Annotated in this window: 17 protein-coding genes; 10 read left to right on the top strand and 7 right to left on the bottom strand. The window is 53.5% G+C overall.

Annotated elements, in window-relative coordinates; translation table 11 throughout:
- Positions 1-50: 50 nt before the first annotated feature.
- Complete coding sequence (locus K0H63_RS00165; protein ID WP_220066230.1) at positions 51-1,154, bottom strand: LysM peptidoglycan-binding domain-containing protein; 1,104 nt, start codon at positions 1,152-1,154, stop codon at positions 51-53.
- 124 nt (positions 1,155-1,278) lie between these two features.
- Between K0H63_RS00165 and def the strand changes: the two genes are divergently transcribed.
- The 5 genes from def to K0H63_RS00140 are packed head-to-tail and all read left to right on the top strand — an operon-like array spanning position 1,279 to position 6,915.
- Positions 1,279-1,782, top strand: coding sequence for a peptide deformylase (gene def / locus K0H63_RS00160; RefSeq protein ID WP_220066229.1), 504 nt, complete (start codon positions 1,279-1,281; stop codon positions 1,780-1,782).
- Between the two features lie 15 nt (positions 1,783-1,797).
- Positions 1,798-2,760, top strand: a complete 963-nt coding sequence (gene fmt, locus K0H63_RS00155; RefSeq protein ID WP_220066228.1) for a methionyl-tRNA formyltransferase — start codon at positions 1,798-1,800, stop codon at positions 2,758-2,760.
- Complete coding sequence (gene rsmB, locus K0H63_RS00150; RefSeq protein WP_220066227.1) at positions 2,760-4,043, top strand: 16S rRNA (cytosine(967)-C(5))-methyltransferase RsmB; 1,284 nt, start codon at positions 2,760-2,762, stop codon at positions 4,041-4,043. The genes fmt and rsmB overlap by 1 nt, the downstream gene beginning before the upstream one ends.
- Before the next feature lie 17 nt (positions 4,044-4,060).
- The gene (gene trkA, locus K0H63_RS00145; protein WP_011758163.1) at positions 4,061-5,470 is read left to right on the top strand and encodes a Trk system potassium transporter TrkA; all 1,410 of its coding nucleotides are present in this window, start codon (positions 4,061-4,063) and stop codon (positions 5,468-5,470) included.
- A gap of 2 nt (positions 5,471-5,472) precedes the next feature.
- Entirely contained in the window at positions 5,473-6,915 is a 1,443-nt protein-coding gene (locus K0H63_RS00140) for a TrkH family potassium uptake protein (RefSeq protein WP_220066226.1), read from the top strand.
- A gap of 5 nt (positions 6,916-6,920) precedes the next feature.
- On the opposite strand, the gene hemG (K0H63_RS00135) is transcribed toward K0H63_RS00140, so the two are convergent.
- Positions 6,921-7,472 (bottom strand): menaquinone-dependent protoporphyrinogen IX dehydrogenase, encoded by a 552-nt coding sequence (gene hemG, locus K0H63_RS00135; RefSeq protein ID WP_220066225.1) that lies wholly within the window; start codon positions 7,470-7,472, stop codon positions 6,921-6,923.
- Positions 7,473-7,661: 189 nt separating this feature from the next.
- Between hemG (K0H63_RS00135) and K0H63_RS00130 the strand changes: the two genes are divergently transcribed.
- Positions 7,662-7,970 carry an ArsR/SmtB family transcription factor gene (locus K0H63_RS00130; protein ID WP_011758160.1) on the top strand — a complete coding sequence of 103 codons (309 nt, stop codon included), beginning with the start codon at positions 7,662-7,664 and terminating at the stop codon, positions 7,968-7,970.
- 12 nt (positions 7,971-7,982) lie between these two features.
- Here the strand turns inward: K0H63_RS00130 and hemG (K0H63_RS00125) are convergent, their stop codons facing one another.
- From hemG (K0H63_RS00125) to pepQ, 4 genes are all read right to left on the bottom strand, one after another.
- Complete coding sequence (hemG, locus tag K0H63_RS00125) at positions 7,983-8,516, bottom strand: menaquinone-dependent protoporphyrinogen IX dehydrogenase (protein ID WP_220066224.1); 534 nt, start codon at positions 8,514-8,516, stop codon at positions 7,983-7,985.
- Complete coding sequence (locus K0H63_RS00120) at positions 8,516-9,973, bottom strand: TrkH family potassium uptake protein (protein WP_220066223.1); 1,458 nt, start codon at positions 9,971-9,973, stop codon at positions 8,516-8,518. Before K0H63_RS00120 ends, hemG (K0H63_RS00125) begins: the two co-directional genes overlap by 1 nt.
- A gap of 125 nt (positions 9,974-10,098) precedes the next feature.
- On the bottom strand, positions 10,099-10,719 hold the full coding sequence (locus K0H63_RS00115) for a YigZ family protein (protein ID WP_220066222.1): 621 nt from the start codon (positions 10,717-10,719) through the stop codon (positions 10,099-10,101).
- Between the two features lie 2 nt (positions 10,720-10,721).
- Entirely contained in the window at positions 10,722-12,041 is a 1,320-nt protein-coding gene (pepQ, locus tag K0H63_RS00110; RefSeq protein ID WP_220066221.1) for a Xaa-Pro dipeptidase, read from the bottom strand.
- Positions 12,042-12,321: 280 nt separating this feature from the next.
- Here pepQ and fadB point away from each other — a divergent pair, with 280 nt between their 5' ends.
- Together fadB and fadA are read left to right on the top strand one after the other, a co-directional pair.
- Complete coding sequence (gene fadB, locus K0H63_RS00105; protein ID WP_220066220.1) at positions 12,322-14,472, top strand: fatty acid oxidation complex subunit alpha FadB; 2,151 nt, start codon at positions 12,322-12,324, stop codon at positions 14,470-14,472.
- Between the two features lie 19 nt (positions 14,473-14,491).
- Positions 14,492-15,655, top strand: a complete 1,164-nt coding sequence (fadA, locus tag K0H63_RS00100; RefSeq protein WP_220066219.1) for an acetyl-CoA C-acyltransferase FadA — start codon at positions 14,492-14,494, stop codon at positions 15,653-15,655.
- Positions 15,656-15,722: 67 nt separating this feature from the next.
- On the opposite strand, the gene K0H63_RS00095 is transcribed toward fadA, so the two are convergent.
- Complete coding sequence (locus K0H63_RS00095; protein WP_220066218.1) at positions 15,723-17,705, bottom strand: methyl-accepting chemotaxis protein; 1,983 nt, start codon at positions 17,703-17,705, stop codon at positions 15,723-15,725.
- A 331-nt stretch (positions 17,706-18,036) separates the two neighbouring features.
- On the opposite strand from K0H63_RS00095, the gene tusA reads away from it, so the two are divergent.
- Both tusA and K0H63_RS00085 read left to right on the top strand, forming a co-directional pair.
- Complete coding sequence (gene tusA, locus K0H63_RS00090) at positions 18,037-18,282, top strand: sulfurtransferase TusA (protein WP_220066217.1); 246 nt, start codon at positions 18,037-18,039, stop codon at positions 18,280-18,282.
- Positions 18,283-18,425: 143 nt separating this feature from the next.
- On the top strand, positions 18,426-21,614 hold the full coding sequence (locus K0H63_RS00085) for an amidohydrolase family protein (protein ID WP_220066216.1): 3,189 nt from the start codon (positions 18,426-18,428) through the stop codon (positions 21,612-21,614).
- The last annotated feature ends 103 nt before the right edge of the window (positions 21,615-21,717 follow it).

The raw sequence follows: 21,717 nt of genomic DNA, 5'->3' as shown, positions 1-21,717 counted from the left end.
AACCCGGAAACAGCACCGACAATTAACCAGTCGACCAGACTGGCTGCGATTTATTCCCCCGCTAACCCGGTTTCCGCAGGCACCGACAATTTGTCATCAGTGCGCACCGGACGGTTGTTGATCATGATAAGACCCATACTCACTTTATCGAACACTTTGAACACCATGAGATTGCCATGATACACATCGGGCAACTTCATGGCGCTGTCGCTGCCAAATTTAGCCATGAGGTTACCATAGGCACTGCGGTCTATGCTTGGGACAGGTGTGCCATTTTTATCAATCACCACGGTTTCACCGTCGCGATGAATGGCAAACACATCGCCGGGCTCTACACCATCGGTCTCACCCTTGCTGATATACACCACATCCAACTTACCCACTTCGCGAATGTCTTTTTCGGTACCAAGCACATAGGCATCGGTGACATCGGCAGGCTTGGGCATAAAGTACGCTGACATCAAGGCTTCATCTTCAATAGGCAGCACACGATTGCCAGGACGGGTTTCACGCAGGTTAGTACTGATTTGGATTTTGGAAATGGGGCCAGACTCAACCACACGGCCACTCGCCGTTAGAATAACCTCACGGCCCAGTGTCTCTTCGGTGGTTTTGTCGGTAAAGATTCGACCAGCCTCGTATGCGGCAACCTTCATACCAATGGGCAGTTCGGCCTGCACATAAATCACGTCACGCTCGATATGGAAACGTGACGGACTCTCGCCACCAAGAATCATGGGCTGCTGGGCATACCATTCATCGTCAACTACTCGGTTTTGGCTCAGATAAGGCTGGATAAGTTCCAGATTGACCGCTGGAATGGCTCCACCTTTTGGCATGACGCGCCCTTCTGGGCTCTTACGAACCTGCGGCTTGACCACCAAACGCGGCTGACCATCAATAAAGACCAATGTCAGACGATCCCCGGGGTAAATCAGATGGGGATTGGCAATTTGTGGGTTGGCATTCCAAAGCTTTGGCCAACGCCAGGGGTCGTTTAAAAACTTCGCAGAAATATCCCAGAGGGTATCTCCTTTTACGACAACGTAGGTGTCCGGATGGCCTGGCTTAAGCGTCAGGGTATCAGCCATGGCAAACGAACTGGTTAGAGAGATTAACGCGACTAGAATTAACCTTTTCATGGGAGCATCCATGTTGTTTGGCTCGTTAGGCGAGCTTTTACTGTTATTGATTGTCGCTACGGATTAAAATTGACCCAATAGCAAAGTCAGTATAACCAACTGGCACGGATTTGACAGACTTGTTAAGAGTTTAAGTATGCCTCTATTAAAAGTTTTACGTTTTCCCGACGAAAGATTAAGGACAGTTGCCAAGCCGGTGACGGAATTTACACCCGCTCTCCAATCGCAAATCGACGACATGTTTGAAACCATGTACGAAGAAAATGGAATTGGTTTGGCCGCGACTCAGGTCGATTTCCATCAACGCCTGATTGTGATGGATCTGCAAGACGAGGTTGAGCGCCCCAAGGTATTCATTAACCCTGAAATCGTGGCCAAGAGCGGTGACTTCTGCAACGAGGAAGGCTGCCTGTCGGTGCCTGGCGTCTATGCCAAGGTTGACCGCGCCGAGTTCATCACAGTGAAGGCGCTTGACCGCAATGGCAATGAATTTACTGTAGAGGCCGATGGCCTGTTCGCCATTTGCCTGCAACATGAGATGGATCATCTCGTCGGCAAGCTCTTTGTTGACTATCTTTCTCCCCTGAAGCGTCAGCGTATTCGCCAAAAGCTGGAAAAAGCCGCCCGTAACGACAAATAAGATTCAGGAACCGTTTTGAAGCCACTGAAAATCATCTTTGCCGGTACGCCGGATTTTGCTGCCCGCCACCTGCAGGCACTGCTGACGTCTGAGCATGAAGTCATCGCCGTCTACACCCAACCAGACCGACCAGCAGGAAGGGGCCATAAATTAACCCCAAGCCCGGTCAAGTCATTGGCTCTGGAACATGGGGTCCCCGTGTTTCAACCTAAATCGTTGCGTAAAGAAGACGCGCAGCAGGAACTGGCGGCCCTCGGTGCCGACATCATGGTGGTGGTGGCTTATGGCCTAATCCTGCCCAAGGTGGTGCTGGATACCCCACGCCTCGGCTGCATCAATGTTCACGGCTCCATTCTGCCGCGCTGGCGCGGTGCAGCGCCCATCCAACGCGCCCTGTGGGCCGGTGATACCGAGACCGGCGTGACCATCATGCAAATGGATGTGGGTCTGGATACCGGCGATATGCTGCTCAAAACCCGCCTGCCCATCGAAGATGATGACACCTCTGCCAGCCTCTATGAAAAGCTGGCAGAGCAAGGCCCTGCGGCACTATTGGATGCCCTTGCAGCGCTCAGTGAAGGCACCTTGAGCGCCGAAAAGCAGGACGAAGCACAGGCCAACTACGCCGAGAAGCTCAGCAAAGAAGAGGCCCGTCTCGATTTTGCCAAGCCCGCTAAAAATCTGTGGCAGGAGGTACGCGCCTTTAACCCCTGGCCGGTGAGCTACTTCGAGCATCAGGGGCAGACCATCAAGGTATGGCAGACAAGTGTGCTGGCTGAATCCGGCCCCAAAACGCCCGGCACCATAGTTGCCGCAGGCAAACAAGGCATAGATATCGCAACTACCGATGGCGTGCTGCGTATTCACAAAATGCAGCTGCCCGGTAAAAAGCCCATGGACGTGGCCGATATCCTCAATAGCCGCGGCGACTGGTTCGCTCCCGGCACCCAGCTGGCAAGCCCAGAGGCAAGCGAGTAATGAATATCCGAGCCCTCGCCGCCAAGGCGATTTTCGACGTACTGGAGCGCGGCGTGTCGCTCTCGGTTGCCCTGCCAGCCCAGCAACAACTGCTGCGTGATGGCAAAGACAAGGCACTGATGGCCGAGATTTGCTATGGCGTCATGCGCCACCTGCCCCAGCTCGACAAGCTGATCAGCGGCTATATGCAAAAACCCCTCAAGGGCAAACAGCGCGTTATCCACCAGCTGCTGTTGGTGGGTGCCTATCAGCTTTACTTCACCCGGGTGCCGGCCCACGCCGCCATTTCCGAAACCGCCGAAGGCTGCCGCGCCCTCGGTTTTGAGAGCCTGGTCAAGGTGGTCAACGGGGTACTGCGCAACATTCAGCGTCAGGTGCCGCCGCTGGATGAGTCCAACGACACCTTAAAGTACAACTTTCCGGCCTGGATAATCCGCCGCCTGAAAGACGCCTACCCAGATAACTGGGAAGGCATTATCGAGGCATCACACCAGCGGCCCCCAATGTGGCTTAGAAACAACCGCCGCCACCAGAGCCGCGATGCCTATCTGCAGGCGCTTACCGATGCAGAAATAAGCGCCGCTGCGGGTCAGGGGGAAGATGCCATTTGCCTCGAATTTGCCACTGACGTTGCTCGCCTGCCCAATTTTGCCGAAGGCGCAAGTTCGGTGCAGGACGGCGCAGCCCAGTGGGCCGCAAGCCTGCTGGCGCCCCAGAACGGTGAGCTGGTACTCGATGCCTGCGCCGCACCCGGCGGTAAGAGCTGCCATCTGCTGGAGCTGGCCGATATCGAGCTGGTCGCTGTGGATTTCGACGAGAAACGTCTCGAACGTGTTTCACAAAACCTGGAACGCCTCAAGCTCAATGCCAAAGTCATCCATGGCGATGCCGGTGATATCGGCAATTGGTGGCAGGGTGGCAAGTTTGACCGCATCCTGCTGGATGCGCCCTGCTCTGCTACCGGGGTGATCCGCCGCCATCCGGACATCAAATGGCTCAGACAGAACAACGACATTGCCGAGCTTGCCAAACTTCAGCAGCAAATTCTCGACAACTGCTGGCAGTGGCTCAAGCCTGGTGGCACACTGCTGTACGCAACCTGTTCCATTTTGCCTGAAGAAAACCGCGAGCAGATCAAGGCCTTCCTTGAACGCACCCCAGATGCGACCCTGGAAACCCTGCCCAATCAGGCAAACAGTAACGATATTGGCTGGCAAATCCTGCCGGGACAGGACGACATGGACGGGTTTTATTACGCCCGCCTGAAAAAAGCGCTGGTTTAGGGATTTAGGCAAACGCCATGAAAATTATCATCTTGGGCGCAGGTCAAGTCGGGGGAACCCTGGCAGAAAACCTGGTGGGTGAAAACAACGACATCACCATAGTCGACAGCGATAAAAACAAGCTGCGCAGCCTGCAGGACAAGTACGACTTGCGGGTAGTCGTCGGCCATGGTGCTCACCCGGACGTGCTGCGCGAGGCCGGCGCCGAAGATGCCGACATGCTGATTGCCGTAACCAACAGCGACGAATGCAATATGTCAGCCTGCCAAATTGCCTACACCCTGTTTGGCACCCCCACCAAAATTGCCCGTATCCGGTCTGAACAGTACCTGCACATGCAGGAGCGGCTGTTTATCGACAGTGAAACCAAAAACTCCGACAACCGCACCCGCGGCGGCTTTGTGATTGACGAGCTGATAGCTCCGGAGCAATTGGTTACCTCTTATATTCAGCGATTGGTTGAATATCCGGGAGCCCTGCAGGTACTGGAGTTTGCCGAAGGCAAGCTGAGCCTGGTGGCAGTGAGGGCTTACTACGGTGGTCCACTGGTGGGGAATGCCCTTGCCGCACTGCGGGAACACATGCCCAATATTGATACCCGGGTGGCGGCCATTTTCCGTCAGGGTCGGCCCATCATGCCCCGGGGTACCACCATTATCGAAGCCGACGACGAAGTCTTCTTTGTGGCCGACAGTCGCCACATCCGCGCCGTAATGAGTGAAATGCAAAAGCTCGATAACAGCTATCGCAACATCATGATTGCCGGTGGCGGGAATATCGGTCTGGGTCTGGCGAAAAAGCTGGAGCGCAATCACTCGGTAAAGCTGATTGAGCACAAGGCAGAGCGTGCCGAGGCCCTGTCTGAGAAGCTGCAAAATACCACGGTTTTTTGCGGCGATGCCTCGGATCAGGAGCTGCTGCTCGAAGAGCACATCGATCAGACCGACGTCTTTATTGCGGTGACCAACGACGATGAGGCCAACATCATGTCGGCGCTGCTGGCAAAACGCATGGGTGCCAAAAAAGTCATGGTACTGATCCAGCGTGAAGCCTATGTGGATATTGTCCAGGAAGCCAATATCGATATCGCCATTTCACCGCAGCAAGCCACCATTTCTGCACTGTTGACCCATATCCGCCAGGGCGATATCTGTAACGTATACTCCCTGCGCCGAGGCGCCGCCGAGGCTATCGAGGCGATTGCCCACGGCGACCCCAGCACATCCAAGGTAGTGGGTAAACAAATCGGCGAAATCCGCTTGCCGCCGGGCACCACCATTGGCGCCATTGTCCGTAATGACGAAGTTCTGATGGCCCACGATAAAACCGTTATCGAACAGGGCGACCATGTGATCCTCTTCCTGGTAAACAAGAAATTTATCGGCGAGGTCGAACGGCTGTTCCAACCCAGCGCTTTCTTCTTCTAACCATGCTGAACCTAAGGCCGCTGCTCTTTATCCTCGGCACCTTTTTGTCGATGTTGGCGGGCTTTATGCTCATCCCCCTGCTGTTTGCTTTGTTGCATGGGGATGAGACCTCCGGCGCCTTTATGATTTCCTCTCTGGTGACCGGCGCTGCCGCCAGTTTTTGTATCAGCAGCGGCCAGCAGAAAAATATCAAACTCAATATTCGCGACATGTTTTTGCTGACCAGCATCACCTGGTTGGTGGTCAGCCTGTTTGCGGCCATGCCTTTTACCCTCTACCACGGCATCAACTACACAGATGCCTTCTTCGAAACCATGTCGGGTATCACCACCACGGGCTCCACCGTGCTGTCGGGCCTGGATAACATGGACCGCAGTATCCTGATTTGGCGCTCATTGCTGCAATGGCTGGGGGGAATTGGCTTTATCGTGATGGCGGTGGCCGTACTGCCTTTTTTAAACGTGGGTGGCATGCGGCTGTTTCGCACAGAGTCATCGGACTGGAGCGACAAGTCCACGCCGCGTACCCAGGACATGGCCAAGAATTTATTCCTGGTATACATACTGCTGACCATACTGTGCGGCCTGGGATACCATCTCGCTGGTATGGACTGGTTTGAGGCCATCAACCACGCCATGACTACCCTCTCCACCGGTGGCTATTCCACGTCCGATGAATCCATGGCGCATTTCAGCCCGGCAGCCCACTGGGTAGGCACCAGCTTTATGCTGGCGGGCGGATTGCCTTTACTTATCTTCGTGCAGATGCTGCGTGGCCGCAGCCTGAAGGTATGGAATGATGCCCAGGTGAAAGGCTTTTTGCTGTTTGTGGCTTTGGTCAGTGTCACCCTTGGCGCCTGGCTTGCCGATGTGAAGGACCTCGCCTTTATCGATGCCCTGCGCCTGACCAGCTTTAACGTGGTCTCTGTGGTGACGACTACCGGCTATGGCCTGACCGATTATGGCAGTTGGGGACCGCTGGCCAATGTGGCGTTTTTGTTTTTGATGTTTGTGGGTGCCTGCTCCGGCTCCACTTCTGGCGGGATCAAAATCTTCCGCTTTCAAATCGCCGGCGCCATCATGCGCGAGCAGTTAAAGCAGCAAATTCATCCTGCAGGGATTTTCCGCGAGCGTTACAACAATCGCCCCATCAGCGAAGACATCATTCGCTCGCTGGTGACCTTTATCCTGCTGTTTATGGGGGTGACGGTAGCGCTGGCGGTGTTTTTGGTGGCCGTGGGTGTCGACCCCATGTCGAGCCTCACCGGCGCCATCACAGCGGTTACTAATGTGGGGCCGGGGCTTGGCCCGGTGATAGGCCCCGCGGGCAACTTTGCCAGCTTGCCAGAGAGTGCCAAATGGGCTCTATCGTTGGGTATGTTATTGGGGCGGCTTGAGATCCTCACGGTTGCCGTGCTCTTCCACCCCAAATTCTGGCACTACTGACAAGCTCAACTCAGCGTTGCCAAATGGTCGGCATAGGCGTCGACATCCTGCCAATCGGTGTAGTCTATCACCGCCTTGGGGTCGGTCGGGCCGTTGGTCATCTTCATGATAAGACGGATCATCAAAGCGTCGTACCAGGGCCAGGCCGGATAATCGACCTTCCCCGCAATGATTTTCAAATCCCCAGGCTGCCAAGGCGATAAGGCGAGAAATTTCTGCAGATACTTGTTGTTTTCCGGGATGCGTTTTTCCGGATTACGAGCCACCACGTTGACGCAATAAAAGCTGGATACCTTGCTGCTGAGCACCCCACCAAATCGGTCGACCAACTCAAACACTGACTTGTCATACGAGCCATAGAGGACACAGGCCCCCAGTGCGACCACGTCAAAGGCGTCCCATTCCGGAGGATTTTGCAGCGCATCGCTTACCGACATCAAAGTACAACCATGCCCACAGGCTTCAAGCCGGGCCGCAATCGCCTCAGAAATCTTTCGGGTGTGACCACCGCGGGAGAAATAAATAAGCAAATGTTGACGCTGCTGAGTCTGTGACATTTCTCTGGCTCCAGGTTGGGCAATGGCACCATTGTGGCAAGCCAACCCCAGGCTGTCGCCTTCCTGGCTCACAAACGGGCATCATAAATACGCAATTGCCAAAGGGGTCACACTTATGGCGCAGGAAATTGCCTTGGCAGCGACACTCAATTAGAATCATCTAATCAAAAGTGTCGCTGAGAGCCGTAAATGCAACCGAATATTGATGTAAATGCCATGGTAGGTAACGCAGAATCCGCAGCCAAGTGGCTCAAAGCCATTGCCAATCCTTATCGGCTGATGATCCTGTGTCTGCTGCTGGACAATGAAATGAGTGTTACCGAGCTCAATGAAATCGTCCCCTTGAGCCAATCTGCGCTGTCTCAGCATCTGGCCGTGCTCAGGGCGGAAGATCTGGTGGATACCCGCAAGAGCTCGCAGCTGGTCTACTACAAGCTCAAAAACGAACAGGTCACTGAGATTATCTCAATTCTGCACCAGCGCTACTGCAGCGTTTAAGGTGCTTTGGTTTTATGGTGCTTTGCGGGCGGCAAAAGTGTCGGCAAAGTCATCCACCTTGTCCCAGTCGGTAAACTCGAAGGTGCCCTTGATATCTGTGGGGCCCTTGGTGATCCACATGATGAAGCGGATCATGGTACGGTCAAACAGGCCGTAGCGGGGATAATCAATCTTACCGGCAAATACCCCCAACTGCTGTGGCTGCCATTGGGACAGCTGCAAAAACTTTTGCATATAGGGGTTGGTCTCTGGGGTATTTTTTTCACTCTTGCGGGCAACCACGTTCACGGTGAAAAATCCGTTTATCTTACTGCCAAGTGCAGCCCCATGCCTGGCGGCAAACTCAAACAGTGCCGGCCTGTGTTTGCCATAGCGTATGCTGGCCCCCACCAATATCTTATCCGCCGCCGCAAGCAGGACATCTGCCTCTGCGATATCCGCCATTGTGACCTTCTCTCCGGCCGCCTCACAGCGCGCCTTGATACGCTCACAAATCTTGCGGGTCTGGCCGTCGACGGTGGAATAGAGGATCAGAGTATGGGTCATCAGGTTCTCCAGAAAGTGGGGGTAAAGAGCACCAACAAAGTAAAAATTTCCAACCGGCCAAACAGCATGGCCACCACCAGTACCCACTTGGCACCATCGCCTATGCTGGCATAGTTACTGGCCACTTCGCCAAGCCCCGGGCCCAGGTTATTCAGGCAGGCCGCCGTGGCACTGAAAGCGGTAATGTCATCCAGTCCCATGGCCATCAAAATCAGCATACAGATAACGAACACCAGGGCGTACGCCGAGAAGAAACCCCACACAGCATCCACGACCCGGTCCGGCAGCGCGGTTTTACCGATACGGATAGAAAACATGGCTCTGGGGTGGATAAGGCGTTTCAACTCACGGCTACCCTGCAGTAGCAGAAGTACGACCCGGATAACCTTGATACCGCCTGCAGTAGATCCACCACAGCCGCCAATAAAACTGGAGAAAATCAGCAGCATGGGCAAAAACAGCGGCCACAGGTGGAAACTCTCGGTGCCGAAGCCTGCGGTAGTGGAAATAGACACCGCCTGAAACAGCGCATAATCGAAGGTTTCTTCTGGCGAGTCGTAAATCCCTGAATGGTAAAGCGTCGCAAAACAGATGGCAGTCAAGAGTAGCTGAATAGCGACCAAAATCTTGAATTCGGTGTCTCGGAAATACACTCTGAGGTTAATGCCTCTGCGGCTAATGGCGGCAAAGTGCACACTGAAATTCACTGCGGCAATGATCAAAAACACGACGCAAATCATATTGATGGCCGGGCTATCGAAATACCCCATACTGGCATCATGGGTGGAGAAGCCACCGATGGCGATAGTGGAAAACGAGTGGCAAATAGCATCGAATACCGACATACCGGCAGCCCAGTAGGCAGTGGCACAGGCTATGGTCAGCAGCAGGTAAATGTACCAAAGCGCCTTGGCTGTCTCAGCGATGCGTGGGGTCATCTTGCTGTCTTTCACCGGGCCGGGAATTTCGGCACGGTACAGCTGCATGCCACCAATACCAAGCACCGGCAAGATGGCTACGGCGAGCACGATGATCCCCATTCCACCCAGCCACTGCAGCAAGTGCCGATAAAACAGAATCGCCTTGGGCAGGCTGTCCAGCCCCACAATCACGGTCGCCCCTGTGGTGGTGAGCGCTGAAAACGACTCAAAGAAGGAGTCAGTCCAGCTTAAATCCGGCGTGGATGAGAAGATAAATGGCAGTGCACCGATAGACCCCAGTACTGTCCAGAACAGCACCACGATCAAGAAACCTTCTCGGGTGCGCAGCTCCGACTTATGCTTGCGATTGGGATACCAAAAAATAAAGCCCAGGATCAGGCTCACCACAAAGGCCTGAATAAATGCAGTACCACCGCCATCTTTGTAATAGATAGCGACCAGCGCCGGTGGCAACATGGTGATGGAAAACAACCCCATCAACAGGCCGGTGATCCTTATTATTGTTCTGTATTGCATGGGGCGGTTCTGGTATTCCCTTGATGCCGGGCGCTTTTTGAGTAATTGGGGGATTGTCGCACAATTCCCCGTTACAGGCACTCATTCACGGTCATCAAAATATAATCGCATTTGATGCGGGCATTTTATTCGGTTTCAGTAAATGCCACCTGAATTTGCCCGGCGCTAAGGGTCGCCAAATCCTGATTGAGGGGCGTGAGCTTGTCTTTTGCCAAAACAAACTCAAGGTTTACAGCACCGGAAAAGTCCCGACGGCTTATATCGGCGCCGTACTTGCCAAGCAGGTATTCGATATCCGCAAGCTGGGCATAATCACAGCGGAGAGACGAGGGATACTTAAGTTCCTTTAAGCGGGTTTCCAGGGTGGGTAACGCCTTTTTGATACCCGAGGTATAGGCCCGCACCAAGCCGCCCACACCCAACTTGGTACCGCCGTAATAGCGCACAACAATGGCCATCACTTCACCCAGCCCTGAGCCTTGCAAAGTAGCCAACATGGGCCTGCCGGCACTGCCGGCGGGTTCACCATCGTCACTTGACCCAATGGCAACACTGTTGTCAGGTGCGGCGGCAACATAGGCCCAACAATAATGACTGGCACCTGGGTAGCGCATTTTCACGTCAGTGAGTACTGACTTCAGCCTTGCTTCTGAGTCGCAGTGGTCCAGCAGGGTAATAAATTGGCTGGCTTTGATTTCTTCTTCAAATACCAGCTCACCTGCTGGAATGAGGTACTTCTCGGCCACTGTCAGTTAAGCCCCAGATCCCGGGTCATGTTCTCGTTGCGTTCCTGATGCACAATCACGTTATCCTCGATACGTATCCCGCCGAAGGGGCGCAGGGTATCAACCATGTCCCAGTTCACGGCTTCTGCCCGGCCATCGGCCTTCAGTTCGGCCAACAAACTGTCGATGATGTAAAAGCCGGGCTCTATGGTGAGCACATGGCGTGGCGCGAGAATACGGGTACAGCGCAGGAAGGGATGGCGCTCCGGTGCCGCCAAATGGGTGCCGCGCTCATCGTGGGCAAACCCGGCCACATCATGCACCTGCAGGCCCAGCATATGGCCAAGCCCATGGGGGAAGAATGCGCTGGTCACCCCCTGCTCCACCAAGTCGCTGGCATCCCCCTTGGCGATACCAAACTCCAGCAGCAGTTGCGCCAGCTTGCTATGAGTCGCCAGATGCAGCTCGGTAAAACGCACACCGGGGCGCATCATGTCCACCAGCTCACGCTGCATCTTGTCTATTGCCTTAATAAGTTCATCAAACACATTTTTTTCAAAGGCATAGGTGCGGGTAATGTCTGCGGCATAGCCATTAAAAGAGGCGCCGGCGTCAATTAAAAACGAATGCCGGTTCGCCGGAGCCCCGTGTTCCAGCGCAGTGTAATGCAGGATGGCCGCATTCTGATTCAGGGCAATGATGTTGCCGTAAGGCACGTCGTTCTCACCCTGGCCGATGGCCGACAAATATTGCTGCTGTATTTCAAACTCGCTGGCGCCCTTATAGAAGGCCTCCCGCGCGGCGTTGTGGCCTATCACAGCGATGCGGTTGGCTTCACGCATACAGGCCAGCTCATAGTCGGTCTTGAAGCTTCTGTGCCAATGGAAGTAGTTCATCACCCCATCGGGATTTCGATTCTTGAAGCCCAGCACGTCGGCCACGTCCAGATGCTCACCAATGTAAGCCCAGGCATCGAGATTTTTCGGCAGTAGCTCCGCCACCTTCTCTGCCTTGGTCAGCAGCTTGATCTCGAAATGCTCGGTCCAGAAACTTTCGGGCACATCACTGACCTTATGCCAGAAATCCACCGGGCGATAAAACACCAGCACAGGCTTGTCACGGCCATTGGTTAATATCCAGCAGTTGGGATTGTCCAACACCGGCAGCCAGGCCTTGAAATGCGGATTGGCCTTGAAGGGATAGTTAATATCATCCAAAAACTGACGGTGGTATTGACCCGAGTGAATGGCCAGACCTTCGAGTTGCTCACGGGCCAGCACATCGGCTACCCGACGGTTTTGCTCATTGATGTGATTGACGTACAGCGGGGCCAAATTTTCCATGTGAATTATCCTGTCTGCGATGTACGACACCTGACGGAACTTTTGAAAAACCACATCCCAAACACCGTCTTGGCGAACTATTCTGTGTGCTGTGCAGTGTATCACAAAGGCCAAAAAGCGCCCTAGCCGCCAAACAATTAAACGATCGTTTTAATTGGGTGTTGTAATTTTTGTTTTTTGGACGCACACTGGCAAACAAATGGTCAAATGATGGCCGCATTTGCTGTGATAAGGAGAGTCCGTCGCCAGATGGATTCCTGACCAAAAGGAAAGCAAGCACATGATCTACCAAAGTCCTACAATCCAGGTCGAACTGACCGATGACAAGATTGCCCGGCTGTGTTTCAACGCTCCCGGCTCGGTAAACAAGTTCGATCGTGAAACCCTCGCCTCCCTCAATGCCGCACTCGATGTTCTCAAAGACTCTGATGCCAAGGCCGCTGTCCTGACCTCAGGGAAAGACACCTTTATCGTTGGCGCCGACATCACCGAGTTTTTGGCCCTCTTCGCCGAAGAAGACGCCAAGCTGATGGAGTGGATAGCCCAGGCCAACGTAGTATTCAACAAGCTGGAAGACTTGCCTTTCCCAACCGTGTCGGCCATCAAGGGCTTCGCCCTGGGCGGCGGCTGTGAAGCGATTCTGGCCACCGATTTCCGTGTTGCCGATACCAGCGCCAAGATAGGTCTGCCAGAAACCAAACTCGGCCTTATCCCCGGTTTTGGCGGTACCGTACGCCTGCCACGCCTGATTGGTGCCGATAACGCACTGGAGTGGATCACCACAGGTAAAGATCAGCGCCCCGAAGATGCCCTTAAACTGGGTGCAATCGATGCCGTAGTTGCCCCAGAAAATCTGGAAGCGGCTGCCATTCAGATGCTCAACGACGCCCTCGCCGGCAAGCTCGACTGGCAGGCCCGCCGCGCCCGTAAACAGGCGCCGCTGACACTGCCCAAACTCGAAGCCATGATGTCTTTCACCACCGCCAAAGGCATGGTGTATGCCGTTGCCGGCAAGCACTACCCTGCGCCCATGGCCGCCGTGTCCGTGGTTGAACAAGCAGCCGGTATGAGCCGCGCCGAGGCCCTGGTCGTCGAGCACAACGCCTTTATCAAGCTGGCAAAAACCGATGTTGCCACTGCGCTTATCGGTATTTTCCTCAACGACCAGTTGGTAAAAGGCAAGGCGAAAAAAGCCTCCAAACTGGCGAAGGATATCAAGCACGCCGCCGTATTGGGCGCCGGAATCATGGGTGGTGGTATTGCCTACCAAAGCGCCAGCAAAGGCACCCCTATCGTCATGAAAGACATCAATCAGGCCGCATTGGATTTGGGTCTGAACGAAGCTGCCAAACTGCTGAGTGCTCAGGTTGCCCGCGGCCGCTCAACCCCAGACAAGATGGCCAGGGTGCTCAATAACATCACCCCGGCTCTGGACTACGCCCCTGTCAAAGACGTCAACGTCGTTGTGGAAGCCGTGGTGGAAAATCCCAAGGTTAAGGCCATGGTGCTGGCCGATGTGGAAAATGTAGTGGCCGAGGATGCCATCATCGCTTCCAACACCTCTACCATTTCCATCGATTTACTGGCCAAGAGCCTCAAAAACCCTGCCCGCTTCTGCGGCATGCACTTCTTTAACCCGGTACACAAGATGCCGCTGGTTGAGGTCATTCGCGGTAAAGACACCAGCGAAGAAACTGTCGCTTCCGTGGTGGCTTATGCCAGCAAGATGGGCAAAACCCCCATCGTGGTAAACGACTGCCCGGGCTTCTTCGTAAACCGTGTACTCTTCCCTTACTTTGCCGGCTTCAATGGCTTGTTGGCCGATGGTGGCGACTTCGCAGCCATCGACAAGGTGATGGAAAAACAATTTGGCTGGCCAATGGGTCCTGCCTACCTGCTGGACGTTGTTGGTCTGGACACTGGCCATCATGCTCAGGCCGTGATGGCAGAAGGCTTCCCGGACCGCATGGGCAAGTCAGGTAAAGATGCCATCGATGTGATGTACGAAGCTGGTCGCCTCGGTCAGAAGAACGGTAAGGGGTTCTACCAGTACAGTATCGATAAACGCGGCAAGCCAAAGAAAGACGTGGATCCTGCCTCTTACACCATGCTTGCCGAAGCCTTTGGTGCTCAAAAAGCCTTCGACGCCGAAGAAATTATTGCCCGCACCATGATCCCCATGATCATCGAAACGGTACGCTGCCTCGAAGAAGGTATTGTTGCCAGCCCGGCCGAAGCCGATATGGGTCTGGTGTATGGCCTTGGCTTCCCTCCATTCCGCGGTGGTGTATTCCGCTATCTGGATACCATGGGCGTGGCCAACTTTGTGGCACTGGCCGATAAATATGCCCACCTGGGCGGCCTGTATCAGGTTACCGACGCCATGCGCGAACTTGCCAGTAACAATGGCAGCTACTATCCAAAGGCCTGATTAGGGAAGGATTATCAAAATGAAACAAGCCGTTATCGTAGATTGCATCCGTACTCCCATGGGCCGTTCCAAGGGTGGTGTATTCCGTAATGTTCGCGCCGAGACCCTGTCGGCCGAGCTGATGAAAGCCCTGTTACTGCGTAACCCCGGTGTTGACCCAAACACCATTGAAGATGTGATTTGGGGCTGTGTGCAGCAAACACTTGAGCAGGGCTTTAACATAGCCCGCAACGCCTCGCTGTTGGCTGGCGTGCCTAAAACGGCCGGTGCCGTGACCGTTAACCGCCTGTGCGGCTCTTCCATGGAAGCTCTGCATCAGGCATCCCGTGCCATCATGACCGGCATGGGTGATACCTTCATCATCGGTGGTGTTGAGCACATGGGTCATGTGCCCATGAACCACGGTGTGGACTTCCACCCTGGCCTCGCCGCCAATGTGGCCAAGGCCTCTGGCATGATGGGCCTGACTGCCGAAATGCTGGGTAAACTGCACGGTATCAGCCGTGAAATGCAGGACCAGTTTGCCGTGCGCTCACACCAGCGTGCCCATGCGGCCTCGGTTGAAGGCCGCTTTGCCAACGAGATTTATGCCATCGAAGGCCACGATGCCAACGGTGCCCTTATCAAGGTGGATTACGACGAGGTTATCCGTCCGGAAACCACACTCGAGTCCCTGGCCGGTCTGCGCCCCGTGTTTGACCCAGCCAATGGTACAGTAACCGCAGGTACCTCTTCTGCACTGTCTGACGGCGCCGCTGCCATGCTGGTGATGGAAGAAGAAAAGGCCCGCGCCCTGGGCCTGACTATTCGTGCCCGGGTGCGTTCCATGGCCGTGGCCGGCTGTGACGCCGCCATCATGGGTTATGGCCCTGTGCCTGCCACCCAGAAGGCACTGGCCCGTGCAGGTCTCAGCATTCAGGATATGGATGTGATTGAGCTGAACGAAGCCTTTGCTGCTCAGTCTCTGCCTTGCGTGAAAGACTTGGGGCTAATGGATGTGGTGGACGATAAGGTTAACCTCAATGGTGGTGCTATCGCCCTGGGTCACCCACTGGGCTGCTCCGGTGCCCGTATCTCCACAACCCTTATCAACCTGATGGAACATAAGGACGCCACTCTGGGTCTGGCAACCATGTGTATCGGTTTGGGCCAAGGCATTGCCACTGTGTTTGAGCGTGTGTAACACCGCCCAAACGCAGTAAGTAAAGAGCCGACCTTTGGGTCGGCTTTTTGTTTCACGTGAAACAGCGTCAGATTTTAAAGCGGCCAGTAATGCTCTTTAAATCCAGGGCAAGCTCACTGAGTTGTGTGGAGGCAACGGCCGTCTGCTCCGAACTGGCTGCATTCACAGCCGCAGCATCGCTTATCACAGCAAGACTTTGACTGATATCCTCTGCCGCCAACGTTTGCTGAGATGCCGCTGTGGCAATTTGCTCCGCATTGGCAGCGATAGACTCTATCTCTATGTGAGTGTTACGTATGGCTTCGGCGGTACCTTCGGCGCTGTCGACCGTTTGCTGAAGATGCCCTGTACTTTCCCCCATTACCCCAACGGCATTTTGTGTGCCCTGCTGCAGCAAAGCAATCATCACTTCGATATCACGGGTCGATTGCGCTGTCTTTTGTGCCAGTTGCCGCACTTCGTCAGCCACAACGGCAAAACCACGCCCCTGTTCTCCCGCTCGGGCCGCCTCAATCGCGGCGTTCAGGGCGAGCAAATTGGTCTGGTCTGCGATGCCACGGATGACCTCCAGCACCTTGCTAATTCCCTGGCTTTGCAGTTCCACGTTGCGAATAACATCGGTTGCTTCAGTAATCGCAGAAGCCAGACTATTGATGGTAGCTATATTACTTCTTACCTGAGTGTCGGCGATTTGCGACAACCCGTACGCCGCCTGAGTCGAGTCAGCTACCTGTCGTGCATTGTGTGCCACGTCAGCGATGGTGGCCGTCATTTCATTTATCGATGTCGATACACGTTCAATATTTGCTTGCTGATGAAACAGACTCTGATTGGTTTCTTCACTCGCGACCCGGGTTTGTTCTGATGCTGCAGAAAGCTGCTCGGTAATACCCACAATCCGTGAGACCAGCTCTCGAAGATTGTGAGACATGGTTTCCATGGCGAGATACACACCTGTCTTCTCGGCATGGCAAAAGTCGATGGCCAAGTCCCCCCCGGCCACACGTTCTGAAATTTGTTGCATAATGGCTGGTTCGCCCCCTAAAGGACGTAATACGGAACGCAGGATCAGCCTAGCAAAACCAACCACCACCAGCACAGAAATCCCCAAAACTATCCACAGGCTATTTTTAATAGCCACAACAGATTCCAGCGCTTCTGCCTCATCGATTTCCACAATCAAGGCCCAGCGAATTTTGCCTGCCAAATCGGGGCTGATTGGCCGGTATGCCGACAGCACCAAATTCCCCTGATAGTCGGCTATGACTTCCATGCCGCTTTCACCGTTCAGGCCTTTTCTGGATGCCACTGTGTTGATGCCATTCGCTTCCACTGAACCGGCAAAACTGGCAATGACCGAGCGGCGCACTGGGTCCAGAAACGAGTCCGAGCGCATACGAAAGTCGCTGCCAACCAGATAGCTTTCTCCCGTATCCCCCATACCGGCTCTTTGACTCATTAATTGATTGATGCGGTCAATCGAGAGCTGAAGCGCTACCACGGCGATTAGGCGCCCATGATAAACAACCGGCATCCCAATGAAGGCTGCCGGTTGTCCCCCACTGGGGGTATATGGCATAAAGTCAACCATTTCAATATTTTGGCTTGCTAATATGTTCCTGAAGAGATCCGCGAGGTTGGTGTCTTTGTAAGGCCCGGAAACCAGATTCGTTCCATAGTCGGATTCTTTTGCATGGCTGTAAGCCAAGTCGCCATCCGGTGCAATGACAAACAGGTCATAGTAGCCATATTCCTTCACCATTTGGGTGAAGTAGTCCTCATGCGCATGGGTAATATGTCTAAGAGAGGAGCCATCACTGAAACTCACCATGTCGGCTATGGCAGCAGCCAGCATCTTAAGATCGGCTCTATTATCGGCAAAGTATTCTGTCAGCTGGTTTTCCTTCAGCTGCCTCACAGCTTCCAGCTTGTTATATACCTGAGCTTTCAAAGCCCGCTCGGCAAGCTGCTCCGATACTACCCCTGCAATGACCAACGGCAATAAGCCAATGCACAGCAGCCCATACCAAATCCCCTTTTTAAACGACATTGCCTTATCACTACTCCATAGTCTGCAGAAATGTGTATTGCTTGTATGGCGAGCAACACTAGCCATCGAACTTAAGTCTGCAACTATCAAATGGTTATTTGCTTATTCATGGAATTGCGTACGGGGTGAGATTGAACGTTTTAGGTGCCAAATCGCTGAGATTATGAACACTGTCCGAAAAGTTGAAAAATCTTTTCCCACTAACGTCAGTCGTTCCACGTGGAACATCGACTTTGCACGATACCGCATAATCCAGTGTTGGCTTGGCGTTGCCACAGTGAGTGGAGTAAAATTTGCCCCAATGACCATTGCTCTCTTTTCAAGATCTCTTATGACCAATATTTTTGCCGAAGCCGATAAGCAACTCGATGCTCTGGGACTGCGTTGTCCAGAACCTGTGATGATGGTACGCAAAACAGTGCGCCACATGGCAGACGGTGAAACCCTGCTGATTATTGCAGACGATCCTGCCACCACTCGCGACATTCCGAGCTTTTGCGAGTTTATGGACCATACCCTGGTCGCCAGTGATACGTCAGTAACACCCTATCGATACCTGATTAAAAAGGGCCTCTAGTAGAGTCCTTGAAGATTATTATTTGAAACAGAAATGAGGTTTTCCTGATCCTGGATTTATGAGATAACAACCTGACGTGCGCTAAGGACTAGCCTGCATTATTCAGTCTTTATCTCAATAACTATAACGATTAGGAAACCCAGATGTTCAAGACCCGTCTCCACCCAACCATGATTGCGGTGGCATTGGCTTTTGCTCCTGCAGCCTATGCCGCCGGCGACGCCGAAACCTGGCAAGTAAACGCCCCGACCAATGCTCCGCTGGAAAAAGTCAGTGTCGATGTAAACGAAGGCACCTGGATGAACCTGAGCCTGAGCCCGGATGGTAAGTACATAGTTTTTGACCTGCTGGGTGACATCTACCGCATCCCAGCCAAGGGTGGTGAAGCTGAAGTACTCGCCAGTGGTATTGCCTGGCAGATGCAGCCAGTTTACAGCCCTGATGGCAAGTACATTGCGTTTACCTCGGATCAGGACGGTGGTGACAACCTCTGGGTAATGGATGCCGATGGTAAAAACCCACGCGCAGTCACCAAAGAAACTTTCCGCCTGATTAACAGCCCAGCCTGGAGCCCTGATTCCCAGTATCTGGTGGGTCGAAAGCACTTTACCGCCAGTCGCAGTCTGGGTGCCGGTGAAGTCTGGCTGTATCACATCAGTGGCGGTGAAGGTGTTCAGCTAACCGAGCGCCCCAATGATCAGAAAGACCTGGGTGAACCTGCTTACTCACCCGATGGCCGTTATATCTATTTCAGTCAGGACGCTACGCCCGGAAAGACCTTCCACTATTCCAAAGATTCCGTGGCCGGTATCTACAAAATTAAGCGCTATGACACCCAAACCGGTGAGATTGAAGTGCTGATTGAAGGTACCGGTGGTGCAATCCGGCCTACACCCAGCCCAGATGGCAAAAAGCTCGCCTTTATCAAGCGCGATGGATTTCAATCCACTCTCTATTCATTGGACCTGGCTTCGGGCGCGAAAGATAAGCTGTACGGCGAACTCGACCGTGACATGCAGGAAACCTGGGCTATTCACGGTGTTTACCCCACCATGGCCTGGGATAAAAACAGTAACGATATTCTGTTTTGGGCCAAGGGCAAGATCCAACGTCTGAACGTATCCAGCAAAAAAATCACCGAAGTGCCCTTCCACGTGAAGACACAGCTGGATGTGCAACCCTCGGTTCGATACACCCAAAACCTTGATCACAATACCTTCGATGTAAAAATGCTGCGCATGGCCCAAGTTTCACCTGACGGTAAGCATGTGGTGTATGAGGCACTGGGTAAGCTTTGGGTTAAATCCTTACCCGAAGGTAAAGTCAGCCGTTTAACCAAACTGGATGACGGCATTTCTGAGCTGTACCCGACCTGGTCACGGGATGGCAGGCAATTGGCCTTTACCACCTGGACCGATAGGGATCAGGGCACGGTACAGGTAATTAGCCTCGGTAATCGTAAGACCACCAAGATAACTCAGGTGCCAGGCAAGTATGTTGAACCTGTATTCTCGCCCAATGGTGAGCTGCTGGTTTACCGCAAAGCCAGCGGTGGTTACATCACCCCAACGACCTGGTCAAAGGATCCTGGTATTTACAAAGCCAGTTTGAAAACTAAAGAAAACACCCGCATCAGCGCGCTAGGCTTCCAGCCACAGTTTGGTGCCGATAGTGGCCGGGTGTACTTTATGGAAAGTGGCGAGACTCCACAGTTCTCCTCTATCAATCTGGATGGTTTTGAAAAGCGCACTCACTACACCAGCAAGCATGCGACCGAATTCCGCATTTCCCCCGATGGTGAACAACTGGCGTTTGCCGAGCGTTTTAAAGTTTGGGTAACCCCGTTTGCCAAACACGGTGAGACCATTGAGATTGGCCCCAAGGCCAGCAATCTGCCTGTAACGCAGCTGAGTGTTCGCGCCGGTGAAAGCTTAAGCTGGAACAGCAAGAGCAATCAGCTGTACTGGACCCTTGGCCCCGAACTGTATCAAATGCCAATCGATAGCAGCTATAGCGCCAAGGCAGATGCAGCATCAAAACCTCAGCCAACGATCACCAATATTAGCTTCGAACAGAAGGCCGATGTTCCACGTGGAACCATTGCCTTTGTCGGCGGCAAAGTGATTACCATGGACAACGACCAGGTGTTCGATAATGGAGTGGTGATAATAACAGATAACAAAATTTCAGCTGTAGGCAGTAAAGATACAGTAACCATCCCAGCGTCAGCTGAAGTTATCGATATCAGTGGCAAGACGATTATGCCGGGTCTATTTGATGCCCACGCACACGGTGCTCAAGGTGAAGATGAAATCATTCCTCAGCAGAACTGGAATCTTTATGCAGGCCTGTCACTGGGTGTAACCAGCATCCATGACCCATCAAACGATACTACTGAAATTTTTGCCGCGTCCGAGCAGCAAAAGGCCGGTAAGATTGTTGGCCCGCGTATCTTCTCAACCGGCACTATTCTTTACGGCGCTAACCTGCCCGGTTACACCAGCCATATCGATTCTGTTGATGATGCCAAGTTCCACCTGGAACGCCTGAAGAAAGTTGGTGCATTCAGCGTGAAAAGCTACAACCAACCGCGCCGTAACCAGCGTCAGCAGGTGATAGCCGCCGCACGCGAATTGGAAATGATGGTTGTGCCTGAGGGCGGCAGTTTGCTGCAACATAACCTCACCATGATTGCCGATGGCCACACTACGGTAGAACACTCTCTGCCAGCGGGCGCCATCTACAACGACATTAAACAGTTTTGGAGTCAGACCAAGGTTAGCTATACCCCAACACTCGTCGTTGCCTATGGTGGTATTTCAGGTGAAAACTATTGGTACGATAAGACAGATGTATGGGCTCACCCACGTTTGTCCAAGTTCGTACCGGGGGATCTGCTCAAGGCCCGCTCTATGCGTCGCCCTACGGCGCCAGAAGGCCATTACAACCACTTCAATGTCGCCCGTGTGGCCAACGAGCTGAACAATGTTGGCGTACATCCCAACATAGGTGCTCACGGTCAGCGTGAAGGCTTGGCAGCGCACTGGGAAATGTGGATGTTTGCCCAAGGCGGCATGAGCAACATGGAAGTGCTGAAGACAGCAACCATCTACCCAGCCAAGACCTTTGCCATGGATCATCAATTAGGTTCAATCAGTGAAGGTAAGCTGGCTGACCTCATCGTTATCGATGGCGACCCACTGGCCGATATCCGTGTAACCGATAAAGTGACCCACACCATGGTTAACGGCAAACTCTATGATGCCGAATCCATGAATCAGCTTAACGGTGACAAGCGCCAGCGTCAGCCTTTCTTCTTCGAAGAAATCTAACCTGTGTTCCCAAAATCATCTCCTCTTCCTCTCAGCAGATGATTTCTGAAAACAAAAAAGGTGTTCCACGTGGAACACCTTTTTTATGGGCTGGCCAGTCGCT

This window comes from Shewanella zhangzhouensis, from assembly GCF_019457615.1.
GTDB classification, from domain to species: Bacteria; Pseudomonadota; Gammaproteobacteria; order Enterobacterales; family Shewanellaceae; genus Shewanella; species Shewanella zhangzhouensis.
Note: the sequence above shows the minus strand (reverse complement) of the source record. Positions and strands in the feature narration are given on the sequence as shown.